The sequence below is a fragment of the Marinobacter halotolerans genome (assembly GCF_008795985.1).
Lineage (GTDB): Bacteria > Pseudomonadota > Gammaproteobacteria > Pseudomonadales > Oleiphilaceae > Marinobacter > Marinobacter halotolerans.
Window position 1 is genome coordinate 146,743 of the sequence record NZ_VMHP01000002.1, and the last position, 17,859, is coordinate 164,601.

The following is a 17,859-nucleotide window of genomic DNA, read 5'->3' on the forward strand; positions in this document are numbered from 1 at the left end:
ATGGCTGCGCGTTCTCCCTTTGCTATCGCCGGCCATGAAATCAAGGCGGGCACCCGCCAGACGGTTGAAGTGCCCGTTGCCAAGCTTTACACCCATACGCCACTGCATATACCGGTGGAAGTGGTGCATGGGCGCAGGTCGGGGCCTGTGATGATGGTGTGCGGTGCCATCCATGGCGACGAGATTAATGGCGTGGAAATTGTGCGGCGTGTGCTGAAAAACTCTGCCTTGCGCCATTTGCGAGGCACGCTAGTAGCGGTGCCGATCGTCAATATTTTCGGTTTTGTTCAGCGCACCCGCTACCTGCCGGACCGCCGGGATCTGAACCGGTGTTTCCCGGGCACAGAATCCGGCTCGCTGGGCGGCCGCATCGCCTATCTGCTGCGCACCCAGATCATGGAAAACGTATCCCATATCATCGACTTGCACACGGGGGCCATTCACCGCTTCAACCTGCCGCAGATCCGTGCGGAACTGAAGAACCCGGAAACCATCCGTATGGCGGAGGCCTTCGGTGCGCCGATTATCATCAATGCCAGCCTGAGGGAGGGTAGCCTGCGGGCCTATGCGGATTCCCAGGACATTCCGGTGATCACGTTCGAGGGTGGTGAAGCGCTGCGCTTTGATGAAGTAGTGATCTCCAGCGGTGTGAAAGGGGTAATCCGGGTGATGCGGGAGCTGGAAATGATTCCCGCCAAAAAGGGCCCGAAGGCGCCGAGAAAACGCTCGGAAACGGCCGCCAACTCACAATGGGTGCGAACTGACACAGACGGCATTATGCGACCGGTTGCCAGACTGGGTCAGAAGGTCCGAAAGGGTCAGAAGCTGGCGATGGTAGCGGATCCGTTTGGTGAGTCGGAGAACGCGGTGGTGTCTCCGTGCTCGGGTATCGTTATCTGTGTGAACAATCTTCCGCTGGTGAACGAGGGTGAGGCGATCTACCACGTTGCCCGGTTTGATGAGCTTGGTGAGGCAGAGAAAGCCATGGACTACTTCCGGAGCAGTTACGAATCAGACGTCAGTGACGCCGTGCTGCCCGTCCATCCCTGGGATGAGAACCAGAAGTAGTCGGCGGGTTTCCACCCTTTGCGTCCAGGAAAATGGGTGGAAACCCACCCATTTTCCTGTTGCTGAAATCCGCTCCCATTAACTAGCCAGCTGTTACGTAAAGATTTTCTGATGTTGGTCCGCTCCTTGCTGGTTTGTTTTCTCAACGAAGCTCTATCGCTTCGTCGAGCACCCAACAAACACAATGATACGGGGAGCATCCTCTATGAAAACCCAATCCATAATGGCATTGGCATTCGTCTCTACCTTTGCGGTCGCCAGCCCGGCGATTGCCCAGGACAAGTCCGGCTGGCCTGATAACTTCACAGTGGGTACTGCCAGCCAGGGCGGCACCTACTTCGCTTACGGTTCTGGCTGGGCCAACTTTGTGGCCGAGAACCTGGGCATTTCCGGCGGCGCCGAGATTACCGGCGGCCCCATGCAGAACATGGCCTTGGTACACACCGGCAACCTGCAGTTCGGCCTGACCACCATGGGCCCGGCACGGGAATCCCTGGAAGGCAACAGCCCACTGGCTCCGGGTGTTGAGATGGATAATGTCTGCGCCATCTTCCCCATGTACCAGACGCCTTTCTCGGTAACCGCTCTGTCCAGTTCCGGTATCACGTCCATTTCCGAAATTCCTGATGGTGCCACCATCGGTTTCGGCCCGGCCGGTTCTACCTCGGATACCTATTTTCCGCGAATGATGGAAACCCTGGGCGTGGATTTCGAGCGTCGAAACGGAAGCTGGTCAGACCTGGGCACGCAGCTGCAGGACGGCCTGATTGACGTGGTTGCGTTTGCGGCGGGTATTCCTATTCCGGCGGTTAGTCAGCTGGAAGTTCAGACCGATGTAAATATCATCAGCATGACCGATGCAGAAGCCAAGAAAATCACCGACAACTTCCCTGTCGCTGAGTTCATCATTCCGGCGAGCACCTACCAGTCCCTGGAGAAAGACTCACGCGTGGTGTCCATGTGGAACTTCGCCATTGCCAACTGCGAACTTCCGGAAAGCCTGGTATACGAAATCACCAAGCTGACCATGGAAAACAACGATCAGATGGTCTCCATCCACAAGGCGGCCACCACCTCGGTTCCTGAAAACTACACCAAGAACAAGGTTCTGCCCTGGCATCCGGGTGCAGCCCGCTGGTTCAACGAAAACGGTTACGAGATTCCTGCTAGCGAGATCAAGTAACCAGCATTGTGTGTCAGGGGCCCCGGCCGGGGCCCCGAATGACCGGCCGGCCCCAGGCCGGCCAAGTTCTTTCTGCAGGCAGGGTTTACCATGACCAACGAACACTCCCCGAAGGATCCGATTGAGGAACTGTCGGACGACGACCACATTCTTGCCCACGATGTCGATGAGGAGCCGGTCGAGGCCAACCGCCGGCTGTTTGATGGCTGGTTGCTGAAATTTGTGACCTTGCTGACGATCGGCTATTCGTCGTTTCATCTGTATTCACTAAACATTGCCCCCATGGAAACCTGGAGCTATCGCATCGTTCACGTCGCGGGCGCCCTGGTTCTTGGCTTTATTCTTTACGCCGGTGCCCGGTTCGCCACTCAGGAAGAGGGTGGTATCAGGCATAGGTGGACTACCTGGATGGGTAGCGTGGCACTGTTGCCCGCCCTTTATGCCCTCTACCAGACGTATTCATTCAGCCAGATCGTTGCCGGTGGTGCTCTGCGGATTCCGCCCGTGCTCGAGACCTGGCATTACGGCTGGCCACTGCTCGCGGCCACCTCGATCGGCATTATTCTGAGCTGGTTCCACCAGCGTGAACGTTCACGCTTCAGCGTGCCGGATCTGGTGCTGGTTGTCTGCTCGATTGCGGTAGCCGCCTATTTCCTGGTGGCCTATAACACCAACATGCGGATGACTACCGGCACCTCCTTCGCGCCCGTGGGTATTTCCTTTGCCGCCGTCGCCGGTTCGGCACTGATCCTCGAGCTGACCCGTCGGGTTGCGGGCCTGGCACTGGTGGTGATTGGCTTGGTGTTCCTGGTTTACGTGTTCGTCGGCCCCTATCTACCCGGTTTCCTGGGTTTCCCCGGGCTGTCGGTTCAGCGCTTTTTCAGCCAGGTCTATACGGATGCCGGTATTCTGGGTCCCACCACGGCGGTATCTTCAACCTACATCATCCTGTTTATTGTCTTTGCGGCATTTCTACAGGCGTCGAAAGTGGGCGATTACTTTGTGAACTTTGCGTTCGCCGCCGCTGGCCGTTCACGCGGTGGCCCGGCCAAGGTCGCCATCTTTGCCTCCGGCCTGATGGGCATGATCAACGGAACCAGCGCCGGTAACGTGGTTTCCACCGGCTCGTTGACGATTCCGCTGATGAAGAAAGTGGGCTATTCCAAGAAGTCGGCAGGTGCGGTGGAGGCCGCCGCTTCTACCGGTGGCCAGATCATGCCGCCGATCATGGGCGCTGGCGCCTTCATCATGGCGGAAATTACCGGTATTCCCTACACCGAAATTGCCATTGCGGCGATTATCCCTGCCGTTCTGTATTTTGCCTCGGTCTACTTTATGGTGGACTTTGAGGCGGCGAAACTGGGCATGCGTGGCATGCGTGAGGACGAGCTGCCAAAGCTTCGCAAGCTGATCAAACAGGTCTACCTGTTCATCCCCATTATCATCCTGATCTATGCACTGTTTCAGGGTTATTCGGTGATTCGCGCGGGTACGCTGGCGACGGTGTCCGCTGCGGTGGTGAGCTGGTTAACGCCCAATAAAATGGGCATCCGCGCGATTCTGCGGGCGCTGGATATCGCCTCTATGATGGCTATTCAGATTATCGTGGTCTGCGCGGCCGCCGGTATTATCGTCGGCGTAATCTCGCTGACCGGTGTGGGTGCCCGTTTCTCGGTGCTGCTGCTGGACGTGGCCCAGACCAGCCAGCTGCTGGCGCTGATTTTCGCCATGTTTATCTCTATCCTGCTGGGCATGGGGATGCCCACCACGGCTGCCTATGCCGTGGCGGCATCGGTGGTGGCGCCGGGCTTGGTAAAGCTGGGCATTGACCCGCTGACGGCGCATTTCTTCGTGTTCTACTTTGCTGTGGTGTCCGCCATCACGCCACCTGTTGCCCTGGCGTCCTATGCGGCCGCCGGTATTTCCGGAGCCAATGCCATGGAAACCTCGGTGGCCTCGTTCCGGATTGGTATAGCGGCGTTCATTGTGCCTTTCATGTTCTTCTACAACAGCGCGCTGTTGATGGACGGTGACTGGTTCGTGATCGCCCGGGCACTGGTGACCGCTACCTTTGGTGTGTACCTGCTCTCTGGCGGTGTGCTGGGCTGGTTCGGTAAGGTTGGTGCCGGTTGGCCGGTTCGTATCATGCTGATTGTGGCGGCACTGCTGATGATCGAAGGCGGCCTGTGGACTGACATGGCCGGTGTATCGCTCGCAGTGATTTCCTTCCTGCTTCAGCGCCAGCGCAGGCTGCGTGTGGCGTCCACGCCGGCGTAGCCTATGCAGGGCAGGACAGCCGCTGCAATGTGCGGTTGTTCTGCCCGGTCCCTGACGCTACGCTAGCGTTTTTATCAGGAACCGGTCTGTATGTCTTACCGGATTGGCGCTTTTCTGGTTTTCTGCCTGACCCTTCTGGTGTCCTGGACACTGGGCGGCTGGGTCGGTTATCGGCAAGTGGAACAGGAAAGCCTGGCGGAATCCTTCCGTTACCGTCAGCTGGTGGCTAACGAGCTGAATCGCTACCTTCCCATTCCCGAACTGATGGCGGAACACCCGCTTCTGGAAGCGGCGTTGGCCGCGCCGGAAGACCCCGGGCTGATCCTTGATGTAAACCAGGAAATGCAGCAGATGGCGGCCATTGTAGGCAGCTCCGATGTGTACCTTCTGGACACCACAGGGCTGACCATCGCGGCCAGCAATTATCGTCTGGAAACCAGTTTTGTGGGGCAGAGCTATCACTTTCGGCCCTATTTCAGTGACGCCATGGAAACCGGCGGCTCCGCGATCTATTTTGCCCTGGGCCAGATGTCTGGTATCCGGGGCCTGTACTTTTCACACCCGATACGCGACGACGACGGCTCGATACTGGGGGTGATTGTGGTGAAAGTTCTGGTGCAGGAGCTGGAGTCCCAGTGGCACCGGCCGGCCTCGTCACAGGAGGCGGAAATGGTGGTGCTCGACCGGGCCGGCATCAGCTTTCTGGCCAGTAACCAGGCCTGGCTGTACCGGGATTTCAACGGCCCGGAATCTTCGCAATTGAGCGAGGCTTCCCGTCGGCGATATCCTGGCCGAACCTTGGACCCGATCAATTTCGCGGTGCTGAACAAGCCTTCAGGGTTGTCTGACCAATCCCGCAAGATCCTCATTCTGGACGAGGGTAATGGCAAGGAATACCTGAGTGTGCGGACACCGCTGCCCAGGCTGGACTGGACCCTGCAGGTAATGGTGAGCACCCGTTCCGTGCTCTGGACCCGCTTCGGATTCCTGTTGGCAGGTGCGGCATTATTCTTTGGCGGGCTGCTGACCTGGCTGTACGTCCGTGAACGCTATCGCCGTGAGGCCGAGCTGGCCCACCGGGGTGAGCAATTGGAACGCAGTGTAGCCGAGCGGACGGCGGACCTGGAACGGTCGAACCTGCAGTTGCTGGAAGAGGTTCGTGAACGGGAACATGCCCAGAACGAGCTGCGGGAAACCCAGCATGAACTGATTCAGGCCGCCAAGCTTGCGGCGCTGGGGCAGATGTCGGCCGGCCTGAATCACGAGATGAATCAGCCGCTGACGGCGATCCAGACCTATGCGCGCAACAGCCGCCGGTTTCTGGAGAAAGGCGCGGCGGAAATGGTGGATTCCAATCTCATAGAAATAGTCAGCCTGTGCGACAAGATGGCGGAACTGACCCGTCAGTTCAAAGTCTTTGCCCGCAAGTCGGAAGGGCCCCCGACCATTGTGGATCTGCGGCTGGCGGTGGATGCGGCACTGAAGATCATTACTGCCCAGCAGAACAGCGCAAGTACCCTGATTCACTGGCAGCGGCCGTCTGAACCGGTACAGTGCCATGGGGACCTGATCCGTATCGAACAGGTGATGGTGAACCTGCTGGCCAATGCCGTTCAGGCCGCCGAGGAACGGGAAACGCCGGAAATTTCCATCGACATCACGGAAGATGAGCATCACTGGTACTGTACAGTGCGCGATAACGGCTCCGGTCTTCCCGGAAAAACCGAGCAGGTGTTCGAGCCCTTTTTCACCACCAAGTCGGTGAAGCAGGGGTTGGGCCTGGGGCTGTCGATTTCACGACAGATTGTCGATGCCCTGGGCGGCCGGCTTACCGGCCAGAACCGGGAAGACGGGCCGGGTGCTGAATTTGTATTAACCCTGAAAAAGCGGGAGACCAGGGAATGACCGAAACATCGGTAATTTTTGTGGATGATGACCCGCACATCCGTCAGGCCATCGCCCAGACACTGACTCTGGAAGATCTGCCGGTGGAATGTTTTGCTGATGCCCGAACCGGGCTCGGAAGTATCACCCCGGATTACAACGGGGTGGTTCTTTGCGACTACAACATGCCGGAAATGGATGGGCTGGAAATGCTGGACGCCATCCGCGCGATCGACAACGCCATTCCGGTGATCATTCTCACCGGCCAGGGTGACATCAGCACCGCCGTCACCGCCATGCAGCAGGGCGCCTACGACTTCATTGAAAAGCCCTTTGATCACGACGAACTGATCGAATTGCTGCGCCACGCCCTGGAAAAGCGCCAGCTAGCGCTTGAAAACCGCCGTCTGAAGGCCCAGCTCAAGCATCTGGCACGGCCTGGGCCACGTCTGCTGGGTAACTCCTCCGGCATGCGGAAAGTCATGGCCACCATTGATCCGATTCTGGATATCTCCGCCAACATCCTGCTCCACGGCGAGACCGGTTCCGGCAAGGATGCGCTGGCCCGTTATATCCATGAAAGCAGCGCCCGTGGTGCCCACAATTTCGTTGCCATCAACTGCGGGGCGGTGCCGGAGAACCTGATTGAAAGCGAGCTGTTCGGTCACGAGGCCGGCGCTTTTACCGGCGCCGACAAACGCCGCATTGGCAAGATCGAGCATGCAAACCACGGCACCCTGTTCCTGGATGAGGTGGAAAGCATGCCCCTGGCGCTACAGGTGAAGCTGCTGCGAGTGCTTGAAGAGCAGCGGGTCGAGCGGCTGGGAAGCAACAAAGTTCAGGAAGTGGATGTCAGAATCATCGCCGCCACCAAGGCCGATCTGAAGGCTCTCAGCGACGAGGGGGAATTCCGCCCGGATCTGTATTACCGTCTGAATGTGGTGAAGGTGGATATCCCGCCGCTGCGGGAGCGCAAGGACGACATCCCCATGCTGTTCCATCACTTCGTGCTGATCGCAGCCGCCCGTTACGACCGTGAAAGTATCCCTTTGGACGTCAGTCAGGCGGCGCGCCTGATGCAGCATTCCTGGCCGGGTAACGTGAGGGAGTTACGAAACCTGGCTGAACGCTATGTGTTACTGGGGCCGGCGGCTCTGGACGAAAACGACCCGTCTTCAGCCACCAACGTACCCGGTCGCCAGACCCTGTCGGAGATGATGGATGCTCTGGAGCGGTCGGCCATTATAAGTGCCCTCAATGCCTGCCAGGGCAGCATTAAGGACACCATGGTGCAACTGGGCATTGCCCGCAAAACGCTTTACGACAAGATGAGAAAGCACGGGCTGGACAAGGCGCAGTTCAAGGACTGAGTCTGCCATTATTCGACTCATACTCCACCCGGTTTCTTCCCAATTCCTTGGCTCTGTAGAGGGCCTTGTCTGCCGTCTGAATCAGGTCTGAGCTGGTGAAATCCTGGGAGGGGATCACCGCTGACACGCCAATGCTGACGGTAATGACCGGTGCCGTGCTGCTTTCGGAGTGTTCGATTCCGGCATTATCTATCGATTCCAGCAGTCCGTGGGCGATGTCCAGGGCGGCCTCGGCGTCTGTGCCGGGCAGTACGATCAGAAACTCTTCGCCACCGAAGCGAGCGACCATGTCAGAGTCGCGCTTTGCTGCGCCTTCCAGTAACCGCGCGATCTGCTCCAGGCATTGATCGCCGGCAAGATGGCCGTAGTGGTCGTTGTAGGCTTTGAAGTGGTCGATATCGATCAGCATTACCGCCAGCGGGTCGCCGGTGCGGGTCAGAATATGCCAGGCCTGTGCCAGTTTTTTGTCCAGCGCCAGTCGGTTGAAAAGGCCGGTCAGCGGGTCTGTCTCGGTCAGCTTTTTCATCTCTTTATTGTTGGACTCGATCACCCCAAGCATGGCGTTGAATTCCTGCGACAGGGCCCCGATCTCATCTTCGTTTCTGATGTGCGCCCTCAGTGAATAATCCATGGCACCGGAAATTTCAGCGATGTCGTTTTTCAGGTCCAGGATTGGCCTGATCACAAGCACGCGGAACAGCACCAGCAGGATGGCTGACATCAACAGACTGAGCATCACGAACAGGACAATGCCGTAAACGGTAATGTCGCCGCCAAGCCGGGTAATGTCCCGGTTCAGAATGGTAGAGACCCGGAGCTCGGGCACGCCATTTATGGTCATGATTTTTGACGCCGACAGTTGGTCTTCACTGAGCGCCCTTATGGCATAGGCGCCTGTAGGGTCGGAATCAGCGCTGCCATTGGCCATAGACACCGAGAAATCCAGCACGATCTGTTCGGCTAGCGTGTCGATGCGTTGTTCGCTGAGTAACTGCCCGAACATGACATAACCCCGTGGCTCGCCGGTCCCGTCGCTTTTATGGATGGGGCGCATGGCGAACAGCAACGGCGTGTCGTCGATGTTGAGAACGCCGGTAATCCTCCGGTCGTCGATGGGTGCGCTGGGGTCGATATCACGGCTGAGCCTGGCAAGGGTAGGACGGAGGCTGGCCAGGTAAGGGTCAATCAGGTTGGTGTCGTACTCTTCCGCCTGGTAATCAAAGTATCCGCCCCAGACCAGGTTGTTATCGTTATCCAGGAACAGCGCCATCTGGATGCCGTAGTTCAGAAAGGTATCGGCGCTCAGGTTGGATTCGACAAAGGCGTCGTTGCCGTCTTCGATAAAGCGGTAGGTATCATCCCAGGAGGACCAGTCATAGACGGTAAAATCGATGATATCGATCTCGCCATGGAGGCGTCTTACCACGCGGTCGATGTTATCCCGGGCGTAGTCGATCTCGATTTTGCTAAAGGCCGGATACACCAGTTTCTGCTGTATGAAATAGGCCGCCAGGGACAGGAGCAGGGCCATCAGCAGAATGGGAATCGTTGTTTTTGTCGAGATCGACATAGACCACACTTCCTGTCTTACGCCGGCCCTGCCTGACGGCTAGAGATTCGCCTCTGCGTATTCGGCCAGTACTGAACGTGGTACGCCCTGAAGGTGGATATGACCGCCGTGCCGGAAGCTCTTGAAGCGTTCGGTCATGTAGGTCAGGCCGGAACTCAGAGCGCTCAGGTAGGGCGTGTCTATCTGCGCCAGGTTGCCCAGGCAGATCACCTTCGATCCGTTGCCGGCACGGGTAATGATAGTCTTGATCTGATGCGGCGTCAGGTTCTGGGATTCGTCTATGATGATCAGGCTGTGCTGGAAGCTGCGGCCGCGAATGTAATTCATGGATTTGAAGTGCAGCGGCACCTTGCTGAGGATGTAGTCCACGCTGGCGGTCATGTTCTCGTCGTCTTCGTGCAGGGCCTCCAGGTTGTCCACAATGGCGCCCAGCCAGGGTTCCATTTTCTCCGCTTCGGTGCCGGGCAGAAAGCCGATGTCTTCGTCCAGACCCTGAGTGCTGCGAGTGGCGATAATACGCTTGTAGAGCTTGCTGGCCACGGTCATTTCGATGCAGGCGGCCAGGGCCAGAATGGTTTTACCGGAACCGGCGGAGCCGGTCAGGTTGACCAGATGGATGTCCGGGTCCAGCAGAAGGTTCAGCGCGATTGCCTGGTAGACGTCCCGGGGCATCAGGCCCCAGACTTCCTCATTCATCAGGTCGTGCTGATGCAGGTCGCGGATCACCAGCTGGTCCTCGCTTAGATCCGACACCTTGCCTACAAACCCCTGCTCGTCGATCACAAACTCGTTGATGGTCAGCTTTGCGAGGTCGCCTTCGCGGCGAAGAATGTGCTCGGTAATGCCTTCGCGCTGGATGGTCTCGACTTTCTCGATGGTGTCCCAGAAAGAATTGGCGAATTCCTTATAGCCCTTTGGCAGCAGATCGATATCGTCCAGCAGCATGTCGTTGTGATAGTCCTGGGCTTCCACGCCAAAGCCCCGGGCTTTAAGCCGCATGTTGATGTCTTTGCTGACCAGGATGATGTCCCGCGACTTGTGCCGGCTCTGCAGCGCCGCCAGGGTATTGATGATCTTGTTGTCGTTCAGGTGCTCCGGCAGGCCGTGGTTGCCGTGGTGTTCGGTGCTCATCAGTATCGACAGGGCGCCCAGCGGCTCGGCTTTCTTTCCCCGCACGATGGGCACGCCTTTTTCAATATCGCCCGGGCTGGCATCGCCCAGTAATTTATCGATATTGCGTATAGCCTGGCGGCAGTCGGCGGCCACGGCCTGTTTGCCGGACTTGAGGCTGTCTAGTTCTTCAAGGACGGTCATCGGAATGATGACATCGTGTTCTTCGAAATTCAGGAGGGCGTTGGGATCGTGGATCAGGACGTTGGTGTCGAGGACATACATTTTTCTGCGAGCCTGCGGTGCTCTTGGCATAGGGTGCAATACCTCTCTTTTCAGACTGGCTCAGCCGTTCCCGGCACAGCGTTTGGTGAGCTCCTTGTCGGAGATCAGTTTCAGCATATCGTAGGTGGTTACGATACCCGTAATCTTTTTCCCTTTGGTAATAAAGATACGGTGAAGGTGTTCCTTCATCATGACATCGGCGATGTCCTGCACCGGAGTCTGTTCGTCCACCGACAGCACAAGGGGCGTCATGATGTCCCGGACTTCCACGGGAACCTTGCCCATTTCCTCGAAAATGACCATTCGAAGGCGGCGGGCCTCCTGCTCTTCCTCTTCGGTCATGCGGGTTCTGGCGCTTTCGTCGCGGTTGGCGTTCCAGCGGAACTCGGTGATGTCCTTGAGAGTGGCAATGCCGACTATGTCGCCGTCATCATCGATGACCGGGCTGCCGGTAATTTCATTGTCGGTCAGAAACCGTGCCAGACGGTCCATTGTCCATGACTGGGGTACGGCTTTGATGCTGGGGGTCATGATCTCGTAGGCGAGAACGGTCATCGACGTTCGGGCTCCGTGGCTTCCGTTAAACTAGAGCTTAGCTGTTCCGTCAGGAGTCGTCATCCCCTGATTTTGGTTCTGTTTTCCCGGGGACGACGGCGGTCAGTTTTCCTTCCTCGTCGTACACCAGCTCATAATTCTGGTAACGCGTTTTTCCCGCTACCCGTTCCAGTTGTTCCATGGACTTGATGGGAATATCCACCAGCAGGGAGTTGACCAGCCAGCCGGGTATAGACCCGTTGGGGTCGGTGTGCTGGATCCAGATCATGCGTGTCTTGTCGCCCAATGGGACAAAGCGATAGTAGGTATCTGAGCTGTCGACCCGGACCAGGCCTTCTTTGTTATCAAGGCGTTGGGGAACGGCGTTCAGGTCCATGACGATTTCGCCGTCTTCACGGCTGCCGTGGGTGCGGATACGCAACACGTAGTCCCGGTCAGCCACGGGCCAGGGCATATTGTTGACCGAATAGGCGTAGCGGTCATAGAAATCGCCTTCGCCGAAGGCATGGGATTCCGAACAGTTGTGAACCCACTCCACGCAGGATTTCGGATTAACCATCACCGCCATAAGGTTTTCAATGGGCACGTCCAGCATCGCCACGGCTTTGAAAGCCTGAAAGCTGGAGTTGGGCTGGTCCATGGTGTATACCCGAATGGCGTCGGTCTCCTTGCGCAGCGTCCAGGAGTCTGCATCTTCCGGTGGTAATTGGGCGGCGGCTGTCAGAAGAGGAAAGATCAGGGCCAGGACAATCACTGACCGCCGAACAGCTTGCGTGCTCGGGTTATGCATTTCAGACACTTCCTTGAGAATGAAGGCGGCAGCTTAACATGCCTCCTGCCTGTTCAGAGGAAGCCGATACGGGGTTTGTGAACTGGGTATCTGATCCGGCCGGGGCAGGCCATTTCTGGCCTGATTTGCCGCTTGGCAAACCGTTGCGCCGGTGAGCGGGATCGGGTCAGTGCTCGGGGAGCGTGACGTTCAGCTCCAACACGGAATGGCTGTCGGTCCGGTCTACCTCGACCTGCACCATATCATCGCTGATCTGCACGTACTTACGGATCACTTCCAGCAGCTCCTTTTGAAGCGCAGGCAGGTAGTCCGGCTGTTCACGCTGACCACGTTCATGGGCAACAATGATCTGCAGGCGCTCTTTGGCCACGCTTGCCGTGCGGTTGCTTTTTTTGCTCTTGAAATAGTCCAGGAAACTCATCCCTTAGCCCCCCTTGAACATCCGTGAGAAGAAACCCTTTTTCTGCGAGGACATAAAGCGGTGTTCCCGCTCTTCACCCAGCAGCCGTGCGACGGCGTCTTCATAGGCCTGGCCGGCGTCGCTGTCTTCTTCCAGAATGACCGGCACGCCCTGGTTAGAGGCATTCAGCACAATCTGTGACTCGGGAATCACGCCCAGCAGCGGGATTGCCAGAATTTCTTCCACGTCGGCTACCGACAGCATCTCGCCTTTTTCCACCCGGTCCGGGTTGTAACGGGTCAGAAGCAGGTGCTCCTTGACTGGGTCCTGGCCCATTTCAGCGCGGCGTGACTTGCTTTGCAGAATGCCCAGGATACGGTCGGAATCCCGCACCGAGGACACTTCCGGGTTGGTCACCACAATGGCTTCGTCGGCATAGTAAAGCGCCATCAGCGCACCGTGCTCAATGCCGGCCGGGGAGTCGCAGACGATGTAGTCAAAGCGCTCGGACAGTTCATTGATGACCTTTTCCACGCCTTCCTTGGTTAGCGCTTCTTTTTCCCGGGTCTGCGAAGCAGGCAGGATGTAAAGCGTTTCAACCCGCTTGTCCTTGATCAGCGCCTGGTTAAGAGAGGCTTCGCCCTGGATGACGTTGACAAAGTCGTACACCACCCGGCGTTCACAGTTCATGATGAGATCAAGGTTGCGAAGGCCCACGTCGAAATCGATAACCACGGTTTTGTGGCCGAGTTTCGCCAACCCTGTGCTGATAGAGGCGCTGGTTGTGGTTTTACCTACGCCACCTTTTCCTGAGGTAACGACAATGATTCTAGCCAAGATTGCATCCCTGTTTTTCAGTGAATTCGAAATTGTCTGTTTATGTCAGCCGCGGGGGCTTAAATCCGGGCCGCAGGCGTTCAGCCCTTGTCCAGTGGCGTCACCACCAGCAGATCATCCTTGAGCTGGATCTGAACGGCTGTCTTCCAGCCATTATCCTGGAGATCTTCCGAGATTTTATAGTGTCCGGCAATGGACACAAGCTCTGCTTCCAGAGACTGGCAGAAAACCCGGGCGTGTTCAGCCCCGTGGATACCTGCAAGCGCCCGGCCTCTCAAAGGCCCATAAACATGAACATTACCGGCGGCCAGTACCTCGGCTCCGGCCTGCACTGATGCCAGAATAATCAGATCGCCGTCCGGCGCATAGACCTGCTGCCCCGAGCGCACTGGCTGGTTGATAATGCGGGCGGGCGCGGGTTCGCCGGTTTCTGTGCGTGCCGATTTGCCAGTCTGCTCTTTATTGGACTCGGCGGCCACTGCTGCGGCGTCGTCTGCCTCCGGACCGATGGCGCGGTCACGCTGGTTTGTGCCCGGTAGCAGCGCCAGCGACGCGCCGCGGGCGAGCCTGCGCTGGTCATCGTTGCCGCCGCGCACACCGATCACATGAATGTTGTGGCGGCGGCAGGTGCCGATAATCTTGAAAAAATCCAGTTCGCTGCTCAGGCCTTCATATTTCTCAAGGCTGATAATCAGGGGGATGTCCTTGAAGAAGCCGGGCGCCTGATTGATCTTGTCTTTCAGGGTCTGCTCGAATTCACCTTCTTCAAAAAAATACAGCTCCAGCGCGGTCATGGAGACGCTGGCACTTTTCAGCTGAAAACACTGGGTAACGCCGGAAGCAGCGGTATCAGTCATCAAGAACTCTCTTCGGTAGTGTCTTCCTGGCCGGCGGCCGGGCGTTTGCGTAAGGGCGGTTTGTCAAAGCTCACGCCGGACCAGCCGGTTGTCATGAATTGGCGGATATTGCCATGGCTTTCACCCGCCGGGTCGTCCAGCACCTGCTGGTAATGTTCGGCGAACAGGCGAAGCGTATCGCTCTCGTTCAGGTTACAGTACTGGGCCAGGGAAAAGACGCGGCAGGAACCTTCGTTCTCTCCTGCGGCGTTGGCCAGGGGGCCGTTGCGAAAGCTGACCGGCTGATAGTCGAAGGACTGGCTGATCAGCTCCAGCGTGTCGCTGAACCGGCTGTGGCCGGCCGCAAGAGACGCCAGATGCACCCGCACCCGTTCGTTGACGTTCATTGGGGCCGGCCTTTCAGGTCCTTTTTGGCGTCGGTCTGATAGGCGGCTTTCCAGTCTTCGTAGGGCATGCCGTAGATGATTTCACGGGCCTGCGGGTCGGACAGGTCAAAGCCGCGTTCGCTGGCCTCCGCGCGGTACCACTTGGACAGGCAATTGCGGCAGAAGCCGGCCAGGTTCATCAGGTCGAGGTTCTGCACCTCGGTGTGCTCGCGCAGGTGGCTTACCAGCTTGCGGAACGCGGCGGCTTCAATTTCGGTCTGGCTATCCCGGGGGATCTGATCAGTCATAATAGGGCATCCGTCTGACGATTGGTCGTGAACGATCCTGACATTCTCTGCATGTTACCTTAAGATACAAGGCTGTACATATGTACAGATCCATTACCCGATTGAAATGCCATGGCTCAGCGAAAAATTATCCATGTCGACTGCGACTGTTTCTACGCCGCCGTCGAGATGCGGGATGATCCGACACTGCGGGATGTGCCGCTGGCCGTTGGCGGGCAGGGCGGTCGTGGCGTCGTCACCACCTGCAACTACCGGGCGCGTGCGTTTGGCGTGCGTTCCGCCATGCCCGGCGGCGAGGCCCGCAGGATCTGCCCGGGCCTGGTGACCGTGCCGCCGGATATGAACCGCTACCGCATTGCATCCCGACAGGTTATGGATATTTTGCGGGAGCTGACCGATCTGGTCGAGCCTTTGTCGCTGGATGAAGCGTTTCTGGACGTCACCGAGGTAACCGATCACAAGGGCAGCGCCACGTTGATGGCGGAATATCTCCGGCAGAGGGTAAAGGATGAGGTGGGGATCACCATCTCCGCCGGCGTTGCGCCCAATAAATTCCTGGCAAAAATCGCCAGCGACTGGGAAAAACCCGACGGTCTTTTTGTGATTACCCCGGACCGGGTCGATGAGTTTGTCCGGGCTTTGCAGGTAGAAAAGCTGTTCGGTGTCGGCAGGGTAACGGCCGGTAAGCTCCATGATATGGGCGTGAGCACCTGCGGCGATCTGCAACGTACTCCGGTCGAAGATCTGCTGGAGCGATTCGGCAAGCAGGGCTATCGGCTCAGGGAGATGGCCTTTGGTCGGGACAATCGGGAAGTGGTGGTGTCGCGGATTGCCAAATCCGTTAGTGTGGAACGGACCTTTTCCCAGGATCTGCCCGATAAAAACGCCTGCGACTCGGTGATGGCCTCGCTGGTGGCAGACCTGAATCTGCGGCTCAGTCGGAAGGCCGGGCGCAAACCCATTCACAAGCTGTTTATCAAGATCCGCTATAGTGATTTTTCCACCCACACCCTGGAGCGGGTGCGGGATCAGATCCAGAAGCCGGAACTGGCGGATTACCAGCCACTGCTCGATGAACTGGTCACCAATACTGAGCGGCCGGTGCGACTGCTTGGCCTGGGGGTGCGGTTCCGCAACGACGAGTCTCCCACCACACAGCTCAGACTATTTGACTGAACAGTTCGACCAGCGCTCCGGTGGTCAGTAGGCCCAGGCAGCCACCAAGCAGTGCGCCCGCGGCGACATCCGTGGGGTAGTGCAGGCCCAGAACCACCCGCGAGGCCGCAACACTCAGAGTAAAAGGCAATAGTGCCCAGGCCAGTTCCGGTATGGTCAGGGCCAGCATGGTATTGAAGCAGACTGCGTGAAGCGTGTGGCCGGACGGAAAGCTGTAGCGATCCAGTGGTGGAATTCCGCAATTGATTGCCTGGAATGAAATAAAAGGGCGTTCCCTTACCAGACGGTGCTTCAGCAGTTTGTAGATCAGCGTGCACAGCAGCCCCGTTGTCACCATGGCCAGGGCGATGCCCAGACCCCGGGCCGGCAGTAAAACCGGTATGGCAAGGATAACAAGGTACCAGAGCCAGCCGTCCCCAAGCCGACTGACAACACTGAAGTAGCCCCTGATCGGCCGAAATCTCAGTAGTCGGTTAATGGAGCGGCACAGCAGGAATTCCCGCTGATCCACCAGATCAAACAGTTGTGACTTGCTTGTGACGGACATGATGACGGGCCTCTGCGGGCTGGTTAATGACCAGGTTTTCGAATCGTTCCACCTGAGTTGCCCAATCCAGATCCAGGGCGTCCAGCCTGGCCTGGGTCCGGATCCGGCGGGTAAAGGTTGGCTGATCAATCAGCCTGAGCGCGTGGCTTACGAAGGCCTCGCTGTCTTCAAGGCTGGCTTTCATGCCGTTGTCGCCATGGCGGATGTGCTCGCGTGCGGCGGCATCGTCGAACGCCACCACTGCAAGACCGCTGGCCATGGCCTCGGTGACCACATTACCGAAGGTGTCGGTTTTGCTGGGGAACAGAAACAGGTCGCCGGAGGCGTAGTGCTCGGCTAGCTGTTCGCCACGCTGGATGCCGGTGAACAGATAATCCGGGTGACGTTCTGCCAGGCGCTGACGCATGGGGCCATCCCCCACCAGCACGAATCGTGCGGTAGGATGCAGGCTCTTGAGCCGTTCGAAACAGGACACCGCCAGCTGCAGGTTTTTCTCCGCTGCCAGCCGGCCGACATACAGGATAGCGGTGTCCCCGGGGTTCAGTCCCCAGGATTCCCGTAATGCCTGGCTCCGTTTGGCCGGTGAAAACAGGTTGCAATCCACCCCGCGGCTCCATAATGCGACCGGGTTGATGCCCATGCTTTGGGTGGCGGCCATGGTTTTGCGGGTCGGCACCAGGGTTACTGCGGTGCGATTGTGGAACCACTGGCCGTAGCGGCACAGAAGGGCCTCAAGCCAGCCGGCACCATAGTACTGGCTGTAACTGTGAAAATTGGTGTGAAACCCGGAACTGACCGGAATGCCAAGCCGGCGCGCGGCGCTCACCGCAGACACCCCGAGCGGCCCTTGAGTGGCGACATAAACAGCGTCTGGGCGGTTTTTGCGCCAGAGGCGGGTCAGTCGCCCGGGCACCGATAAGCCGAAACGGAGATCGCTGTAGCCGGGAATGGGCAGGCCTGTTACCCGCAGGGTTTGATGGCACAAGTCGGGAGTTGCCTCAAAGCCGGCGCTATCTTCCTGTTTTTGCCCGGGACGGACAACCGACACGTAATGGCCGCGACGGACCAGTTCCTCGCACAGATAGCGGAGTGTGTTGGCCACGCCATTGACCTCCGGCGGAAAGGTCTCGGAAACAATGGTAATGTGTCGTTGACCTGTGATCGCCGGGCTGGGTGCTGTCACTTTCATTCCCGAACACGCTGTTTTCATGGTTCCCACTGTGAAGCCGGGCCATGACAGGGTTGCGACAGTATTGTGACAATACCGTGACAGTCGA

General features: G+C 58.0%; 17 protein-coding genes. 6 read left to right on the top strand and 11 right to left on the bottom strand.

Annotation, left to right across the window (positions count from 1 at the left end; all coding sequences use genetic code 11):
• The 5 genes from FPL19_RS11000 to FPL19_RS11020 all read left to right on the top strand — a co-directional run bounded on the left by FPL19_RS11000 (position 1) and on the right by FPL19_RS11020 (position 7,782).
• Positions 1 to 1,068, top strand: coding sequence for a succinylglutamate desuccinylase/aspartoacylase family protein (locus FPL19_RS11000; RefSeq protein WP_150912615.1), 1,068 nt, complete (start codon positions 1 to 3; stop codon positions 1,066 to 1,068).
• A 205-nt stretch (positions 1,069 to 1,273) separates the two neighbouring features.
• Positions 1,274 to 2,251 (top strand): TAXI family TRAP transporter solute-binding subunit, encoded by a 978-nt coding sequence (locus FPL19_RS11005; RefSeq protein ID WP_150912616.1) that lies wholly within the window; start codon positions 1,274 to 1,276, stop codon positions 2,249 to 2,251.
• Between the two features lie 90 nt (positions 2,252 to 2,341).
• Positions 2,342 to 4,528 carry a TRAP transporter permease gene (locus tag FPL19_RS11010; RefSeq protein WP_150912617.1) on the top strand — a complete coding sequence of 729 codons (2,187 nt, stop codon included), beginning with the start codon at positions 2,342 to 2,344 and terminating at the stop codon, positions 4,526 to 4,528.
• Positions 4,529 to 4,618: 90 nt separating this feature from the next.
• Entirely contained in the window at positions 4,619 to 6,433 is a 1,815-nt protein-coding gene (locus tag FPL19_RS11015) for a sensor histidine kinase (protein ID WP_150912618.1), read from the top strand.
• Complete coding sequence (locus FPL19_RS11020; RefSeq protein ID WP_150912619.1) at positions 6,430 to 7,782, top strand: sigma-54-dependent transcriptional regulator; 1,353 nt, start codon at positions 6,430 to 6,432, stop codon at positions 7,780 to 7,782. Before FPL19_RS11015 ends, FPL19_RS11020 begins: the two co-directional genes overlap by 4 nt.
• Here FPL19_RS11020 and FPL19_RS11025 read toward each other — a convergent pair.
• The 9 genes from FPL19_RS11025 to FPL19_RS11065 all read right to left on the bottom strand — a co-directional run bounded on the left by FPL19_RS11025 (position 7,772) and on the right by FPL19_RS11065 (position 14,859).
• Positions 7,772 to 9,352 (bottom strand): sensor domain-containing diguanylate cyclase, encoded by a 1,581-nt coding sequence (locus FPL19_RS11025; protein ID WP_150912620.1) that lies wholly within the window; start codon positions 9,350 to 9,352, stop codon positions 7,772 to 7,774. The genes FPL19_RS11020 and FPL19_RS11025 overlap by 11 nt on opposite strands.
• A gap of 39 nt (positions 9,353 to 9,391) precedes the next feature.
• Positions 9,392 to 10,777: a PhoH family protein gene (locus tag FPL19_RS11030; protein WP_404802821.1), complete on the bottom strand. Its 1,386-nt coding sequence runs from the start codon at positions 10,775 to 10,777 to the stop codon at positions 9,392 to 9,394.
• A 30-nt stretch (positions 10,778 to 10,807) separates the two neighbouring features.
• Positions 10,808 to 11,302: a CBS domain-containing protein gene (locus FPL19_RS11035; RefSeq protein WP_150912621.1), complete on the bottom strand. Its 495-nt coding sequence runs from the start codon at positions 11,300 to 11,302 to the stop codon at positions 10,808 to 10,810.
• A 49-nt stretch (positions 11,303 to 11,351) separates the two neighbouring features.
• Positions 11,352 to 12,092, bottom strand: a complete 741-nt coding sequence (locus FPL19_RS11040) for an START domain-containing protein (protein WP_150912622.1) — start codon at positions 12,090 to 12,092, stop codon at positions 11,352 to 11,354.
• A 166-nt stretch (positions 12,093 to 12,258) separates the two neighbouring features.
• Complete coding sequence (gene minE / locus FPL19_RS11045) at positions 12,259 to 12,513, bottom strand: cell division topological specificity factor MinE (RefSeq protein WP_150912623.1); 255 nt, start codon at positions 12,511 to 12,513, stop codon at positions 12,259 to 12,261.
• Positions 12,514 to 12,516: 3 nt separating this feature from the next.
• Positions 12,517 to 13,329 carry a septum site-determining protein MinD gene (gene minD / locus FPL19_RS11050; RefSeq protein WP_150912624.1) on the bottom strand — a complete coding sequence of 271 codons (813 nt, stop codon included), beginning with the start codon at positions 13,327 to 13,329 and terminating at the stop codon, positions 12,517 to 12,519.
• A gap of 80 nt (positions 13,330 to 13,409) precedes the next feature.
• Positions 13,410 to 14,186, bottom strand: a complete 777-nt coding sequence (minC, locus tag FPL19_RS11055; protein ID WP_150912625.1) for a septum site-determining protein MinC — start codon at positions 14,184 to 14,186, stop codon at positions 13,410 to 13,412.
• On the bottom strand, positions 14,186 to 14,572 hold the full coding sequence (locus tag FPL19_RS11060) for a HopJ type III effector protein (RefSeq protein ID WP_150912626.1): 387 nt from the start codon (positions 14,570 to 14,572) through the stop codon (positions 14,186 to 14,188). The genes minC and FPL19_RS11060 overlap by 1 nt, the downstream gene beginning before the upstream one ends.
• Positions 14,569 to 14,859, bottom strand: coding sequence for a DUF1244 domain-containing protein (locus FPL19_RS11065; RefSeq protein ID WP_150912627.1), 291 nt, complete (start codon positions 14,857 to 14,859; stop codon positions 14,569 to 14,571). The genes FPL19_RS11060 and FPL19_RS11065 overlap by 4 nt, the downstream gene beginning before the upstream one ends.
• A 111-nt stretch (positions 14,860 to 14,970) precedes the next feature.
• On the opposite strand from FPL19_RS11065, the gene dinB reads away from it, so the two are divergent.
• The gene (dinB, locus tag FPL19_RS11070; RefSeq protein WP_150912628.1) at positions 14,971 to 16,035 is read left to right on the top strand and encodes a DNA polymerase IV; all 1,065 of its coding nucleotides are present in this window, start codon (positions 14,971 to 14,973) and stop codon (positions 16,033 to 16,035) included.
• On the opposite strand, the gene FPL19_RS11075 is transcribed toward dinB, so the two are convergent.
• Positions 16,019 to 16,582: a phosphatase PAP2 family protein gene (locus tag FPL19_RS11075; RefSeq protein ID WP_150912629.1), complete on the bottom strand. Its 564-nt coding sequence runs from the start codon at positions 16,580 to 16,582 to the stop codon at positions 16,019 to 16,021. The two genes, dinB and FPL19_RS11075, sit on opposite strands and share 17 nt — an antisense overlap.
• Positions 16,551 to 17,771, bottom strand: coding sequence for a glycosyltransferase family 4 protein (locus FPL19_RS11080; RefSeq protein WP_150912630.1), 1,221 nt, complete (start codon positions 17,769 to 17,771; stop codon positions 16,551 to 16,553). Before FPL19_RS11080 ends, FPL19_RS11075 begins: the two co-directional genes overlap by 32 nt.
• Positions 17,772 to 17,859: the final 88 nt, after the last annotated feature.